Genomic DNA, 15,394 nt, shown 5'->3' on the forward strand with positions numbered 1-15,394 from the left:
AAGTAAGGTCTCGGTCAGGAAACGACTGTATTGTCGTTTGCTTTGCATCAAAATCGGTTCGGGCCGTTGTTTTTTGGCGTCAAACCCACCCGAGCAACCTAGGGTATTAATTTCCTTGACCATTTATGATTCCGCGTGCGACCATTTTAGTGGGGAATCAAAATGGCGGTAGCGGTGGCATTACCTGAAAAAAAATCGTTCCGGGTTAGCACCGGTCTAAAAGACTTGATCGGACGCGACCTGATCACCGATGATTTTGTCGCCGTTTTCGAATTGGTCAAAAACGCATTCGACGCGCACGCCACATCCGTCAGGCTTACTTTTGAGGAAGACAGGATTATAATTGGCGACAATGGCAAGGGCATGTCCGATAATGACATCCTCAATAAATGGTTGGTTGTAGCGTACTCTGCAAAAAAAGAAGGCACTGAGGATGACGACTATCGGGAGCACATCGGCGAACGGAGTCGTGCATATGCGGGCGCGAAGGGAGTGGGTCGGTTTTCTTGCGATCGTTTAGGCTCTAGCCTAGTTCTGACGAGCAAAGCCTCCAGCGCAAGCGCCCAAGTGGTGGAAGTTGATTGGACACTTTTTGAAGTCAACCCGAAGGAAGAGTTCACAAATATACATGTAGAGACATCGTCTCTGGCACGTCTACCAGCGACAAAACAGAGCTTGGACGGGGAGACCGGGACCGTTCTGGAGATCAGAAATCTCCGAAGCGAATGGAACAGGCCGAAACTCCAGTCGTTAAAACGAGAGCTGACCAAACTTATCGATCCATTTTCCGGCGCATCGCGCACGTTTCTGATTGAAATTGTTGCGTTGGCAGAACTTGAGGCGGATGAAAGGGATGCTGAGTACAATAAGGAAAATGCTGGAAAAAAGCCTGAACGGCTTCTGGTCAACGGCATTATTGGCAATGCCATCATGGACGCCATCGGCGAACGTACTACGGCGATACAAATTGCACTGTCAAATGACGGCAAAACTATTACGACCACCTTGGAGGACCGAGGTAAGCTAATATATAAGATCCGCGAAGAGAATCCCTACGCCGGATTGGCTGAGACTTGCATTCATGTTGATATCTATTACCTCAATAGAAGCGCGAAAGTAGTATTTGCAAACAGGATGGGCCTTCCGTCGGTTCAATTTGGATCGATATTTCTGTTTCGAAATGGTTTTCGAGTATTCCCTATTGGCGCACCTGACGACGACTTCTTCCTTCTTAATCAACGAAAGCAACAGGGCGTTCGTCGTTTCTTGGGCGGCCGAGACTTAATTGGGCGCGTCGAGATCAAGGGCGTGTCAGGTTTTGACGAAGCGACGAGTAGAAATCAGGGCTTAATAGAAACCCCACAGGTCCGAGAATTAATAGAATTTATAAAGGAAAAGTGCGTCAAAAGATTAGAACGATATGTCGTCGATATCAGTTGGATGGATAAATTTGACCAAGAGGTGGACGACACATCTCGGATAATGATGGATGAAAATAGCGCGAAAGTTACAAAGCTAATTTCGCGTCTTGCCGCGACCAGCGGCGTTGAGTTGGTTGAATATAATCCTGAGATCGTTCGAATCATCGAAGACATCTCTGATGAGTTTGAGGGCTCATTGAAGGCGCTTGAACTTCTAGCCGAAGAAACAGGCAATTCCACGCTGTTATCACAAGTGGATGCGGCAAAAGCTAGAATTTACGCTCTGCGAATTGCTGAGGCGGAAGCACGTGAAGCGCAGCGTCGCGCCGAAGAACGAGCCGTTCTGGCAGAAGCGTCCAGAGCTGCCGCTGTTGAGCAACTTACGGACGAAAGAAAGCGCAACGATTTTCTGGTCGCCGCTTCGTCCCTGGACGAAGACACGATCCTGAACCTACACCATCAAATTATCATTCATGCGGCCGACGTGCAAAACGGTGTCGAGCGTATGATGGTTCGCCTGCGCGCTGATGGAGAAATCGCAAAGGAAGATTGGGTCGACTTTTTGGAAAGTACGTCATACCGAAACAGTCAGATCCTTACAGCCGCCCGCTTCGCAACCAAAGGCGGATACCGAGAGCAGTCCACGCTAATCGAGGCAGATCTTGCTTTGTACATTTCTGATTACATTGAAACAATATCGACGCTTTGGGCACCTCAAGGCATGAGTGTTCATGTGGCCTCTGACGCCCGAGAATTCACAAAGAAATTTAAGCCAATCGAGGTTGGAATTGTTCTCGACAATTTCATTTCAAATTCGAAGAAAGCGAACGCGTCTAACGTTGGATTCGAGATTTCTGTCTCAAAGGGGGCCAAGGCCGAACTAATGGTTGCCGTCGCCGATGATGGCTTAGGGTGGCCTAATATTAGACCTCTAGAGCGATTGTTCGAGAAGGGCGTGACTAGTACAGACGGATCAGGGCTGGGCCTTCACCACATTCGTCGAGTGATCGGCAGTCTAAAGGGGGTCGTTGAACTCCACGAAGAAGCTTATTCGGCTGAGCTAGATGGTGCTAATATACTTGTAAGGATAGCTCAATGAGGCTAAATTTCAACCTATTAGTAGTAGATGACGATCCCACTACAATAAATCAGTCAATTATATCTCTTAAGGATCATCTTGCCGGAAAAGGTTTCGTTTTGAATACACAGATCGCAAATGACCTGTCACCCTCCGGGCTACGGAAGCTTGCACGGCAAGAAGGACGCAATTTCGATCTTGTGGCTATCGACTATCACCTAAGTCGAGATGACACGAACGGCGCGAAACAAGCGGCCGCTATGCGGACGCTATTGGGCTTTACAGACATTCTGTTCTATTCATCCAAACCCAATGTAAATCTTTACGACGAACTCGCGCGTGAAAAAGTCACTAGCGTTTTTATCGGCGAGCGGAATGATCTTGGGCGTTCTCTACGGGGACTAGCTGACACCGTGATTGGTAAGGTTGTCGATGTAAGTCACATGCGCGGTATTGCAATGGCCGAAGTTGCTGACATGGACGTTATGATGGAGGACATTTTGCTTAAAGTCTTCTCGTCTGGGGATGCAAAGATGGCAAGCAAGGCCACGCGCACTATGAACAAGTTGATTGCGGGAGCAGAAGAATCTCTGGCTGAATTGAAGAAAATCGTTGAGTCTGGTCTCATACTAGATTTGGTTTCAAATCCCGCCTATTTCACATCGATGCAGAGATATAAGGGAATCCAGCGTGTACTCGGTTGCTTGGAAAATGTGCCCCTCGCCGCCTCCCCGCTGGCAGATTTTGTCGACGACGTAATTCATAATAGGAACGCCTTAGCCCATGCAAAAGGTTCAGAGGCACCTGATGGCTCCATCAGTTTACGGTCAATACGGCGCGGACATGCAGACGTAGTGATAACCGAGCAGTGGATGACGGATTTTAGAACAAAATTGCTAAAACAGAAGCTTGCACTAACGGAGGCTTGTCTCGCTCTTCACGCCTATGTTGAAGGGGTTGCGACCCAGCAAGCGAAATAAGCCAAGACCAAGTTGCTCGGCCAAGAGCGGGGGTATTGCATTTGCGACCTGAGTGAAGCGCGGCACTTCACGAGCCCTCATGTGACCTCCGGTCGTATATTTTCCTTTGAATTCAAACCAATCAGGAAAAGATTGAAGACGTGCATTTTCTCGTACCGTCAACGTCCGGGGTTCGGAATAGTGCAAAAGGTCATCCGGCATGCTGGTAATGGTTGGCGCCGGAGCAAGAGGGTCCAGAACCCTGATCGCAATTTTCTTCAAATTGTGCGCCGTCCGTATTATCGAGCTTGCAGATAATTTGATCGTGCCGTCATCACGGCAAGCTTTGATTATCGCCTTAAATCGCGCTGCAATCTCCGGACGGTGACGAGCAAGTCGCATATCGGAAGGAGCGACCCGAAGGCCATCCCGCATTGCTTGCTGATATGGCGTCCGAGGAGCCTTGTAATCTGATGCTCGGAACCCTTTGCACTCTGGGCAGGCGATCGTCCCGTTGTACGTCAATTCGAGATCACTAAGCGCGTCCTTCGCAGACGGTGTACGTGAAAGGCCTCTGCTGGCGAGGAAGCCGCCTGCTTCCTTTTCAAGCTTTTGAAAGAAAACATCGAGGTTGCCCCCCAAATCACATTCCTTTCGTACTCCGATCAGGAAAAATCTCATTCGATTTTGGGGAACACCGTATTCGCTAGCTCGGATAATCGAGAAAACCGTATTGTAGTCAGTGCTAAGAGCATCAATCAGTGCCTGGGCAAAGTTCTTGATGTTCCCTTCCTTGATATTGTTGAAGTCGGAGGTGAAGCCCAGAACGTTTTCAATAAGAACGATCTTCGGCTTAATGATTCCAACCAAGTCCAAATAGGCTTCAAAAAGACGATTGCGGGGATCTTCAGGGCGGCGACGCCCGGCATGTGAAAAGCCTTGGCAGGGCGGACCGCCAGCCAATAGGTCTACTCTTTGGGACAGCTCATCTAAAGCGTCCTTTTTTTGGGTGAGCAGCTCGTTTATATCCCACGGTTTCCGTTCAATACTCTCAGGCCAATCATATGAGCGCCAGCCAGCATTGTCTGGAAAATTGCTGGACATTGTTTGGAACGCAAAGGCATCCTTCTCGATCGCAAATAGGCCTCGCCATCCCGCTCGCTTTAGCCCAAGGCTAAGGCCGCCACATCCAGCAAAGATGTCGACAAATGTGGGCGCATCACATGCAATATTTCCAGGTCGGTCTAAATTGTCGAACATGCAACGCCCTAATTTAGTGATGATCTTGGACGAAGTTGGTTAACAATCCCCCAAGGCTACCATAAGTTGACAATTTCCACCATGCCGCGTTTGAGCAGGCAAAAATAGATCTTTAGCGGTTTTCGTTCACTATTCGTTCCATAAATAACGAATAATGTCACTAAATGCAAGCCCGCCCACATTTTGCAGCTGTCCCTCTTTTGAGACTCAAGCCTCTTCTGTCTCTAAATATAAAGTGATGCCTGCGGGTACTGTTTCCTGGGCACGTTTCGCGGAGCCATTTAGATCAACGGCGGCAATTATGCGTTGTTCCAGCAGGCTTCGCTGTGGCGTCGAATCACTATTCCAAAGATCGATCACAAATTCGTCACCAAGTCCGGTTTCCGCTTGGAAGTCAGCAACCACTTGCGCTGCCTTTTCTTCATCAGTGTAGTCGTACTGACGGTCCTCGATGTCGACAACAACGGTCATGGCAATGTCCTCGGTAGGTCGGCGTGTTGGGTAGAAGAATATCACGCAGTGCGAAATTTTTAAAGTCAGGCTGTTAGTTTGTACGCCGAACATACAAATTGGTAAAGTATTCGCCCTATTTACAGACCCTGGCCTGGGCGCTAGCAGCAGTCATGAGTACGACCAAATACCCTTTGGTCCATGTTGTTGAGCCGGCGTTGCAGACGCCCGGTCGCCTCACATCGAATTGCAAACAAAGCTGTTTTTGCAGGATATAAAGGGCGCCGGTCCAGACCAGAATTTCGTTCGGACGTTTGAACACGCCTGAACCCAGACGTTCCAGCCAGTCATTGGCGACGTATTTTGAGCGTGATGGGACGCTATGCCAGCGCATTTGAGTACTGGGTTGTCTCTATGGTCCGCTGCTGCCACGGGCTTGGCAGTAACCTTAGTTTTTCGCTTCAAGATATACTCATGGCATATCCATAGCATAATTTTCGATGTAGTGGAATCTGGTGGGTGTAAGTTACCTTGAAAATTGTCCCGTAGATATACCCTTGGGTATATCTCTGGCCAAATAAGTGAGGTTAAGTCCAAGTGGCGATGCGATGAGTGGCAAATCGTAAGCCCCGGCCCCTTGCGGACCCTAACCTTAGTGTCCAAGAGTTTCATCGCCCTCCACACGAACTGGCATTTTGGTATTGGCGGCCAGCCTCTGTCCTAGCGTCTCCATTAACCGATCGTATCGCTGCGTGGCAGGCGCCTTGGCTGCGGTCGCGACTTGTTCAGGCAGGGGGGCTCATCTCGCCGCTGCGGTGGCAGTTTGATCTTAGTCGGGGGCGGCAGAATACGCTCTAAGAAACGCTTATCCTTGAAGTATCTGTCAGTATATTGACGTTGCAATTGTCGGTGGAGGTTGAACCAAATTATGACGAAGCTTTGAGTGCAGATGCTGCTACGGAGCTCATCGAGGTAAAGTGATTAACCGCAGAATGAGCCAAATTAAATCTGTGGATTAAATTTTGCGGCAAGCGGGCTGAGGTGCGGGTAGGGAGCTAGTTGAAGCGCATTTTATGCAATAAAAACAAATTCTTGTATATCGCTTTGAATCCGGCTCCAGGCACCATTCCTCCCTCCCAAGACATCAGCCAAAATCTAGCAAACCACTTATAGTGGCGTCCCATGAGATACCAGAATATCCGCCGGTTTTTGGGTACAATTTGTGGGTAATGCCGAGGACGCCTTGGACGCTAACCACATGTCTCTCTTTGACCAAACAATCAAAGCAGCTAAGCCCAATTCAGACAAGGATTACAAACTTGCCGATGGGGCGGTGCGATGAGGTTAAAAAGGTCTTTGCAAGGGCGTCGATCTGAGTTTCAAGCGACAAGCGATAGCGGCCTCAAACCTTTACGTCCGTGGATATTAAGGCAGGCTGATCACCTGGCTTAGCGTCGACACACCGCTTTCGTTGAAGCTTTCAACCGCTACATAATAGCCGACGCCGACATTGAGGGCGCGCAAATCCAGTTGATTGCCATGCTGGCGGCCACCGAATTCGGTGTCGTCATCTTCCGCAAAGAGTTGATAGGTCAGGGTAAGGCGGTCCGGTCGGATGCCCCAGCGGACATTATAGCCGACCGCGCCAGGCACCGGTTTCCACACAATATGGGCATTTCGTTGATCGGTATCGCGCTTCGCCATCACACCGGCGGGTTTGCGAGGTGCCTTGCCATCGGCACTGCCGAACACGCGCAGGTCGGCAATGGCCAGGTTCGGCGCCCCTATATGACCATGAACATAACGGATATAGCGCGCATTGACGGGCTGGGGCAGCTCGAAATAGGCATTGGGCCGGTCGCGGCGCGGCGGCTCAGTTTCAGCGACCTTTGTCCAGGTCCGCCCATTGGCTGAGGCTTCCAGCGTGAACTCGGTGTAGATATCGGTGCTATCGGCATAGAGGCCCGACTTGTAGTCGGCATAATTGACCTGTATGGCCCGCACCGTCTTTTCCGCACCGAGATCGACGGTCAGGGTCTGGCCGGGTTTATTGTCCGCCGCCAGCCAGAAGCTGCGGGGGTTTTCGTCGGTAGCGTTCTTCGAGTCGAAGTTCTGGCCTTCGACCGTCGTGTGTTGCGAAGACACGCTCACCGGCTTGCGGTAGGACAGCAGCATCCAGCCGGTGAACAGCTTTTCCGGGTCGTCTATCTTCGCAGTCGGGACATAATGCGGGAAGTCGCCGAAACGCGCCGACACCGCCATCTGGCCATCAGCATAGAATTTCGCTGGCAGCATGTCGATGCGGCGCTCGAAGGTCCAGTTATAACCCAGCCACGGGGTGCCGGTATTCCAGTAATTGCCGTACTTGTCCTGGAAGGTGGAGCCATGCCCGGCGCCATTCACAAAGCCGCCCGGCTTGTAGGCGACCGGATTATAGTCGGCATAGGTGAAGGGCCCCAGTGGTTTATCGGCCACATAGGTGCCATTGCCATAGACATTGTATTCCGTGCCCGGCGCACCGTACTGCAGGTAATATTTGCCATTGACCTTGGTCATCCACGCCCCTTCGGTGAAAGGGGCAATGGGCGTGCCGTTGGGCAGCTTGCCGGAATGATCCTGGCCAAAACGCTCCCAGCCATGCTTTTCCGGCTGAAGATAAATAAAGCGGTTCGGCTTGCCTTTGTAGGCAAAGGGCTGCGGTGTCATTTCTATACCGTAGATGGGATAGATATTCGACGAGCCCCAGTACATGTACCACTTGCCATCATCGTCGATGAACAGGCCCGGATCCCACGGGCTGGGTTGCACCTGATCCGGTCCGAGGTGGCTGTCGTCTTTCCCCTCGCCAACGGCGGTCGGCACCGCCGGGGTACGGCGCACCCAGAAATCGAGCTTGCCCGATGCCGGATCGTCACTCTTCAACAGGGCCGTCTGGCGGGTATGCGACTGCATGATGTAGAGCGTCTTGCCATCAGACACGAGCGCCGGCGCCACAATGCTCTCGAACGGCCAGCGCGACGGCGTAATGAAATTCCAGTGGATCAGGTCTTCCGAGCGCCAATAGCCATCGGCCAGGGTCTGGAGCAGATAATAGGCCCCCTGGTGGAGCACCACCGCCGGGTCGGCGCCGGTGCGATAGGAAATTCTCTCGTTCTGCTGCTCGAAATTATAACGGTAATCGATATCGACCGGATTGGCATAGGTGGTCTGTTCAGCGTGAGCCGCCGTGGCTAAAGCCATAAGCGAAACGGTGAGGACAAGCGTTTTCATGGTCAGGCCTTGAGTAGTGTCAGTTTTGCCGGCACGCCGGTGGCCGAGGATGGAGCAATCCAGATATCGAACATACCGGGTTCAGCTTCCCATTTTAGCTCAGGCCCGACAAAGGCGAGATCGCTGCGGGAAAGGTCGAAACTGACGGTGCGGGTTTCGCCGGGTTTCAGATCGAGGTGGCGAATGCCCTTCAGAGAACGCACCGGCTGAGTGATCGAGGCCACGCGGTCATGGATATAGAGTTGCGCAACCTCATGCACCGGACGCGCGCCGGTATTGCTCACCTCGGCCGATACCGTCACCTTGCCAGACCACGGCAGCGCGTCAGCGCTCAATTGCGTGGCGCTATAACTGACCTTGCCATAGCCCAATCCGTGGCCGAAGGGATAGAGCGGTTCAAACGGCGCATCGCGCCAGCGGGCACGGTAGCCGGCATCGTCACCGATCTGCGGGCGCCCGGTGGTGCGGTGATTATAATAGAACGGCTCCTGTCCCGATTTCAGCGGGAAACTGCATGGCAAGCGGCCCGACGGGCTGTAATCGCCAAACAGAATATCGGCGATGCCGTTTCCAGCCTCTGACCCAAGGAACCAGGTGCAGAGGATGGCGTCGGCGTCTCTTATGGCGCCTTCCAGGGCAAGGGCACGGCCATGACTTAGCAAGACCACCATTGGCTTGCCCGTTGCCTTTATAGCCTCGGCGAGCGCAACTTGGGCCCCGGGCACGGTGATCTCGGTGCGTGATTGCGCCTCGCCCGACATCTCCTGCCCTTCGCCGATGCAGAGCACCACCACATCGGCCGCCCGGGCCGCCTTTATCGCTGCGTCGATGCCGCCGGCGATCGGTGAGTTCGATATCCGAGCCGCGTACCACGGTCAGATGGTTACCGATCACGCCCCGCATGGCCATCTCGACCGTGACGCTGTCTTTCGTATCCGAAAAGACCACCCAATAACCGTTGAGCTGGTTCTGATCCGAAGCCAGTGGCCCGATCAAGGCTACCTTCTGGCCAGACTTTTTCAACGGCAACACATCGCCCTCATTTTTCAGCAGTACGCAGGCGCGCCGCGCTGCCTCGCGCGCCAGGGCAATGGTTTCGGGCCGGCGCATAGCGTTATGTTCTCGCGCCGCATCCATTGACTTATAGGGATTATCAAACAGGCCTATGGCCTTCTTGATGTGCAATACCCGGCGCACAGCCTCATCCAGTACCTTGACGGGCACTTCGCCTGATCGCACCAGATCCGGCAAGTATTTCATGTAGATGCCCGATTGCATCGACATATCGCAGCCGGCCAGGATCGCCTTCTTCGCGGCGTCACGACCATCGGTGGCGAAACCGTGGGCGATCAGTTCTTCTTCCGAGGTGAAATCGGAGACCACAAAACCCTTGAAGCCCATCTCGCCGCGTAAGATTCCGCTCAGCAGCCTGCGATTGCCGGTGGATGGCACGCCGCCGATATCGTTGAATGCGCTCATCACCGTCAGCGCGCCGGCATCGATACCGGCCCGGAAAGGTGGCAGGTGCGTCTGGCGCAGGGTGGGTTCGGTAATCTCGACCGTATTGTAATCCATGCCGGCTTCGACCGCGCCATAGGCGGCGAAGTGCTTCAGGCAGGCCAGCATCGAATCCTGAGCCTTCAGATCCGGCCCCTGAAAGCCCTGCACACGGGCGGCGGCAAAGCGGCAGGCCAGCCAGGTGTCTTCTCCCGCCGCCTCGGCCGCTCGCCCCCAACGCTGGTCGCGCACCACATCAACCGCCGGTGAAAAGGTCCAATGAATGGCCGAGGCCGTCGCCTCCACCGCCGCTGCCCGATTGGTGCGACGTGACAACTCCGGATCAAAGCTGGCGGCCTCGGCCATCGGGATCGGGAAGATGGTTGTCATGCCGTGGATGATGTCAGCCGCGAAGATTAGCGGAATGCCATGCGGCGATTTTTCCACCGCCACCTTTTGCAACTCACGGCTTAAGCCCACGCCACGACCGTTGAACAGACCGGTGATTTTCCCGGCGGCAATATCGGCCAGCGCCTTGTCCTTTGACTCGCTGGCAATGGTTGGATTGAAAAAGGCAGCTTCGGTACGAACGGAGTCGCTGTAAAGGCTCAGTTGTCCGGCCTTGTCTTCCAGCGACATCCTGGCGATCAGGCTTTCGACAAAAGCATCCTTCGCAGCCGCGATCGCGGGGGCAAACGCTGAGGCTGCGCCGGCCATGGCTATCGTCGAGGCCACCCCCTTAATGTAGGCGCGTCGGGAAAGAGGCTGGGACATCGTTCGGGCTTTCTGAATAGAAAATCATAAAAACAGCGACTTAATAGCGTCTTGTGTAACGTTATTATTGGGGCATGCCTTATGCTTTCAGGTCAAAGCTCGCTGGTGTGCCGCCGACAGCCGATGGTGCGATCCAGACGTCGAACTTGCCGGCTTCCGCCATGGGTTTCAGGTTCGGATGAACGAAGGCCAGTTCCGCCGGCGTCAGGGTGAATTCGACCGTGGCGCTCTGGCCCGGTTCGAGATCGAGGTGATGGAAGCCCTTCAGCAGTCGGATGGGCTGGACCAGGCTCGCCACCTTATCGTGGATATAGAGCTGCGCCACCTCATGCAGACGACGCGCGCCGGTATTGGTGACCGTGGCGCTGACCTTGATCGTGCCGGTCATGCTCAGCGTCGTGGCCGAAACGGTGGTCACGCCGTAGGCGACGCTCGAATAGCTGAGGCCGTGGCCGAAGGGATAGAGCGCGTCATTGGTCACTTCGCGGTAACGCGCCTTGAAGTTCTTGTCTTCGCTGATCTGGGGACGGCCGGTGATGCGGTGGCTGTAATAGAAGGGCTCCTGGCCTGACGCCTGCGGGAAGCTGACCGGCAGACGGCCCTGCGGCGCATAATCGCCAAAGACGATATCGGCGATGGCGTTACCTTCTTCCGAGCCAAGGAACCAGGTGGCGAGGATCGCCGGCGCGTCCTTTACCGCGCCCGTTAGCGCCAGGGCACGGCCATGCTTGAGCAGGACGACGACCGGCTTGCCGGTGGCTGCAATCGCCTCGGCCAAAGCCAGTTGCGGCGCCGGCACCGAGATATCGACGCGCGATTGCGCCTCGCCCGACATATTGCCGGCCTCACCGATGGCCAGCACAACGATATCCGCCGCCTTGGCCGCCTTGACCGCCGCTTCAATACCGCCTTCGATCGGCGCCTCGACGTCCGAACCCTTCACCACGGTCAGGGCGTCACCGATCACCGCGCGGAAACCTGCCTCCCAGGTGACGCACGAGGCGATGTCGGGGAAGACCGCCCACGGACCGGGGCAGTTCTCTTTATCGTTGCCGAAGGGACCGATCAGGGCGATCTTTTTGCCGGATTTCGGCAGGGGCAGCAGGTTGCCATCGTTCTTCAGCAGCACGCATGACTTGCGGCCGGCTTCGCGCGCTAGGGCGATGGTGTCCGGCCGGCGGATGTCGCTCTGCTCGCGCTTGAGATCGAGCGAACGGTAGGGATTCTCGAACAGCCCCAGCGCCTTCTTGACATAGAGCACGCGGCGCACCGCTTCATTGACCACCGCCTCGCTGACCTTGCCGGCCTTCACCAGTTCGGGCAGGTACTTGATATAGAGCCCGCTCTGCATCGAGATATCGCAACCGGCCTTGATCGACTTCGCCGTGGCGTCGGCGCCATCGGCGGCAAAGCCGTGCAGGATCAGTTCTTCTTCCGAGGTGTAGTCGGAAACCACCAGCCCTTTGAAGCCCCACTCACCGCGCAGGATATCGGTCAGCAGATACGGACTGCCGGTCGAGGGCACGCCGGCGATATCGTTGAACGAGGACATGGTGGTGATGGCGCCGGCGTCAAAGGCGGCCTTGAACGGTGGCAGGTGAATCTCGCGCAAGGTGGTTTCGGGGATATCGACGGTGTTATATTCCATGCCGCCCTGCACGGCGCCGTAAGCGGCGAAATGCTTCGGGCAGGCCAGAACGGAGGTTTCAGCCTTGAGGTCATCGCCCTGGAAGCCCTTCACGCGCGCCACGGCCAGTTGGATGCCGAGATAGGTATCCTCGCCAGCGCCTTCGGCGACGCGGCCCCAGCGCTGATCACGCGCCACATCGACCATGGGCGCGAAGGTCCAGTGCAGGCCCTTGGCGGTGGCTTCAAGGGCGGCGGCGCGCGCCGTGCGCATGGCCAGGTCGGTATCCCAGCTTGCCGATTCACCGAGCGGGATCGGGAAGGCGGTCTTGACGCCGTGGATGATGTCGCCGGCGAAGATCAGCGGAATCTTGGTGCGCGACTGTTCGACAGCGACCTGTTGCAGTTCGCGGCCGCCGGCCACGCCGATGCCGTTGAACAGGCCGGTCATGCGGCCTGCGGCAATATCGGCCTTGACCTTTTCCTTGCCCTGCGCCTGTGCTGAGGTCGGGTTGATCGGCGGCCCGTCAAAACGCGTGGTGTCGCCATAGATGCTGAGCTGGCCGGCCTTTTCTTCCAGGGTCATGCCGGCGATCAGCTTTTCGATAAACGGATCAGCGACCTTTTTCACCCTGGCGAGCGCCGGCGCCACCACGGGCAGGAAGGCGGCGGTAGCGGCCGCGCCACGCAGGAAGAAGCGGCGGGAGGGGGTAAAAGAGGTCATGGGCGTACTCCTGTTTAATTCTTATGGTCGAGGAACCAGGCGTAGAGCGCCGGATTCGCATAGGTGGCATCCCAGGCATTGTGGTTGCCATCGGGATAGACAGTGTAGGTAATATCGGCGCCGCAGATCTTGGCGGCATCGACGAGCGGCCGCTCATCGGTGATCGGCACCACATCGTCGGCTTCGCCGTGGAAGGCCCAGATGTGATTGTTCTTGAGGGCGCAGGGCGTTTTCGCGTTGGAATAGCCAGAGACCGGCGCAATCGCGGCGAAGCGCCTCGGCTGGTGCATACCCCAGGCCCACGCGCCGCCGCCGCCGAGCGACAGGCCGGTGAGGTAGATGCGGTGTTTATCGGCCGGAAGGCGCGCCTCGGCGATATCGAGCCACTCTTTCAGGCGCTTCGGCTCCCATTCCTCATCACGCGGTTGCTGCGGCGCCAGGATGATGAACGGGAAGTCCGGATGCGCGGTGGCGTAGGCCCACGGCCCCGGCCCCATGACGCGCGTGACATCGCTGCCCGCTTCGCCGGAGCCATGCAGGAAGACAATCACCGGCACCTTGCCGCCGTGATAACTGGGCGGGATATATTCCATGTATTGCACGGTGGAACCGTCGCGCAGCGTGGCCACTTGGGGCGTGGCGCCGCTTTTCAGCATATCGCCCGAGGTGGTGGCGCATCCCGTGAGCACGAGAGCGGCCAAGGCCAGCAGAAAAAATCTCATCCCTTTACACTGCCCGCAAGCAGCCTCCTTATGTGAATCCGAAGTGCGCCTGTTCGTCATCATGCGCTTAGCCACTGGCCGTTGGGGGCCACGGCTTCGAAACCGGCGATTCTAAAGGCGCGTTTGGCAATTTCGCCAGTGACCGAACTTCGATTGAACAGATCCCACACAAAGCCGGAGCGGTGGTTTTCCAGCATGCACAGGATCGGTCCCTGATCGATGCCAAGATAGTCCTTGGCCACCCATCCGGCGCGCCGCGTATGCCGGCCGGTGGGCGTTTCATAGCTTGCCGGAAAGGTCGGGTTAAAGGCGTCGGCAAAGCCGTATTTGCCATAAAGATCAGAGCCGTATTTCTTGCGCAGGCTCTGGATCAGCGGGATACAGATGTCCGGCGCGAAGGCGATTGAGGCTATGCCTGCCGTCGGGGCGATGGTGCCATCGTCGAAGGACTCGTTATCACCGGTTTGGGGGCCGCGCGCTCCATATTCATGGAACGATACCTGGCGATTGCCAATCGTTAGTTCGACATCGGCTGGCCCGCGGCACGCCGTCAGCCCCCAGACATCGGCGCCATAGTCCTTGAAGCCGCCCGGATTTTGGATGGCGTAGTTGCGCTGGGCATAGGTGGCCCGGCGTGAATTGATGAAATAATCAATGCCCTTACCGCGCATGAAGGTGTCGGCGATGCCACGGAAATCGAACCAGACGTGCGAGTACTGGTGTCCGAACATCGGCGAGAAACCAAGATGCGGCTCACCGAAATTCGGGCCCCACGTGCCGCCGATCGTTTCCATCCAGGCGTTCCAGTCACCCGCCGGATGCGTGGGTGACCCCAGCGCCAGCAGGGTGACCATCATGCCTTCGTTATAGCGGCTCCAGTCCCGCTCTATCAGGCCGCGGGCATCATGATCCGGCAGGTTGGGCTCGGGATGCCAGCCCATGCTGATCAAGCCATTGTCATGGGCCACGAAGTGCCAGTCGACACGTTCGTAAAGCGCGAGACCCAGCTTGCGGATTTCGGCTTCTTCTGCGGCGGGACCATCGAAGAAGGCTGCTGATGTGAGCGCGCCAAGGAACAGCATGGCGCTGTCAACAGTAGACAGCTCGCAGCGGTCGTAGCGCAGGCCGCTGTCCATATGCAGGAAGTGATAGAAAAATCCCTTGTGGCCGGAGACGCCGGTGGCTTCGGGGCTTTGCGGCAGATTCCACAAGGTGCGCAGAGTTGTGAGCGTGCGCGCCGCCGCGGCCTGACGCGTGACATAGCCGCTTTTGACGCCGATGCAGTAGGCGGTCAGGGCGAAGCCGATTGCCGCGATCGAGGCGAAGGCGGGGCCCGGCGTGGCGTCAGGCACCATACCGTTGGCAGGGTTGGCGGTATCCCAGAACCAGTGGAAGGTGCGCCGGTGCAGATCGGTCAGCACCGGATTAAACCCAAGATCAGTTGCGTGAGCCTGTGCATGCTGACGCGGCCGCGCCAGCGGGGTAGACGGCATCCCCGCGCTCAGGCAGGCGCCAAGTGTCGCGCCGCCAAGGAGCAAGGCGCGTCGGGAAAGGTGAGGGTAAAGGGTCATGTGAAACGCTTCCTCGAAAAGGTGACGTCTGCAAGAATGGTC

9 protein-coding genes and 1 pseudogene are annotated in these 15,394 nt (G+C 56.0%); 2 read left to right on the forward strand and 8 right to left on the reverse strand.

Features of this window, described 5'->3' with window-relative positions:
* Window positions 1-162 precede the first annotated feature (162 nt).
* Together ABQ278_RS06080 and ABQ278_RS06085 are read left to right on the forward strand one after the other, a co-directional pair.
* Window positions 163-2,520, forward strand: a complete 2,358-nt coding sequence (locus tag ABQ278_RS06080; RefSeq protein WP_349321681.1) for an ATP-binding protein — start codon at window positions 163-165, stop codon at window positions 2,518-2,520.
* Window positions 2,517-3,479, forward strand: a complete 963-nt coding sequence (locus tag ABQ278_RS06085) for a hypothetical protein (protein WP_349321682.1) — start codon at window positions 2,517-2,519, stop codon at window positions 3,477-3,479. The genes ABQ278_RS06080 and ABQ278_RS06085 overlap by 4 nt, the downstream gene beginning before the upstream one ends.
* Here the strand turns inward: ABQ278_RS06085 and ABQ278_RS06090 are convergent.
* From ABQ278_RS06090 to ABQ278_RS06125, 8 genes and pseudogenes are all read right to left on the reverse strand, one after another.
* A complete protein-coding gene (locus tag ABQ278_RS06090) occupies window positions 3,414-4,718 on the reverse strand; it encodes a DNA cytosine methyltransferase (protein ID WP_349321683.1) in 1,305 nt (434 codons plus the stop codon). The two genes, ABQ278_RS06085 and ABQ278_RS06090, sit on opposite strands and share 66 nt — an antisense overlap.
* A 207-nt stretch (window positions 4,719-4,925) precedes the next feature.
* Complete coding sequence (locus tag ABQ278_RS06095; RefSeq protein ID WP_349321684.1) at window positions 4,926-5,189, reverse strand: hypothetical protein; 264 nt, start codon at window positions 5,187-5,189, stop codon at window positions 4,926-4,928.
* 1,404 nt (window positions 5,190-6,593) lie between these two features.
* Window positions 6,594-8,438, reverse strand: a complete 1,845-nt coding sequence (locus ABQ278_RS06100; RefSeq protein WP_349321685.1) for a family 43 glycosylhydrolase — start codon at window positions 8,436-8,438, stop codon at window positions 6,594-6,596.
* A gap of 2 nt (window positions 8,439-8,440) precedes the next feature.
* Complete coding sequence (locus tag ABQ278_RS06105) at window positions 8,441-9,232, reverse strand: glycoside hydrolase family 3 C-terminal domain-containing protein (protein WP_349321686.1); 792 nt, start codon at window positions 9,230-9,232, stop codon at window positions 8,441-8,443.
* A gap of 148 nt (window positions 9,233-9,380) precedes the next feature.
* Window positions 9,381-10,709: pseudogene (locus ABQ278_RS06110) on the reverse strand (glycoside hydrolase family 3 N-terminal domain-containing protein); the annotation flags it as partial.
* 79 nt (window positions 10,710-10,788) lie between these two features.
* Complete coding sequence (locus ABQ278_RS06115) at window positions 10,789-13,059, reverse strand: glycoside hydrolase family 3 N-terminal domain-containing protein (protein WP_349321687.1); 2,271 nt, start codon at window positions 13,057-13,059, stop codon at window positions 10,789-10,791.
* Window positions 13,060-13,073: 14 nt separating this feature from the next.
* A complete protein-coding gene (locus ABQ278_RS06120; RefSeq protein WP_349321688.1) occupies window positions 13,074-13,781 on the reverse strand; it encodes an alpha/beta hydrolase-fold protein in 708 nt (235 codons plus the stop codon).
* A 59-nt stretch (window positions 13,782-13,840) separates the two neighbouring features.
* Complete coding sequence (locus ABQ278_RS06125) at window positions 13,841-15,352, reverse strand: glucoamylase family protein (RefSeq protein WP_349321689.1); 1,512 nt, start codon at window positions 15,350-15,352, stop codon at window positions 13,841-13,843.
* Between the last annotated feature and the right edge of the window lie 42 nt (window positions 15,353-15,394).

This window comes from Asticcacaulis sp. MM231 (genome assembly GCF_964186625.1).
Lineage (GTDB): Bacteria > Pseudomonadota > Alphaproteobacteria > Caulobacterales > Caulobacteraceae > Asticcacaulis.

Bases quoted from the DNA above. Each gene is read 5' to 3' on its own strand.
- ABQ278_RS06080 (WP_349321681.1), top strand. From the start codon at position 163: ATGGCGGTAGCGGTGGCATTACCTGAAAAAAAATCGTTCCGGGTTAGC.
- ABQ278_RS06085 (WP_349321682.1), top strand. From the start codon at position 2,517: ATGAGGCTAAATTTCAACCTATTAGTAGTAGATGACGATCCCACTACA.
- ABQ278_RS06090 (WP_349321683.1), bottom strand. From the start codon at position 4,718: ATGTTCGACAATTTAGACCGACCTGGAAATATTGCATGTGATGCGCCC.
- ABQ278_RS06095 (WP_349321684.1), bottom strand. From the start codon at position 5,189: ATGACCGTTGTTGTCGACATCGAGGACCGTCAGTACGACTACACTGAT.
- ABQ278_RS06100 (WP_349321685.1), bottom strand. From the start codon at position 8,438: ATGAAAACGCTTGTCCTCACCGTTTCGCTTATGGCTTTAGCCACGGCG.
- ABQ278_RS06115 (WP_349321687.1), bottom strand. From the start codon at position 13,059: ATGACCTCTTTTACCCCCTCCCGCCGCTTCTTCCTGCGTGGCGCGGCC.
- ABQ278_RS06120 (WP_349321688.1), bottom strand. From the start codon at position 13,781: ATGAGATTTTTTCTGCTGGCCTTGGCCGCTCTCGTGCTCACGGGATGC.
- ABQ278_RS06125 (WP_349321689.1), bottom strand. From the start codon at position 15,352: ATGACCCTTTACCCTCACCTTTCCCGACGCGCCTTGCTCCTTGGCGGC.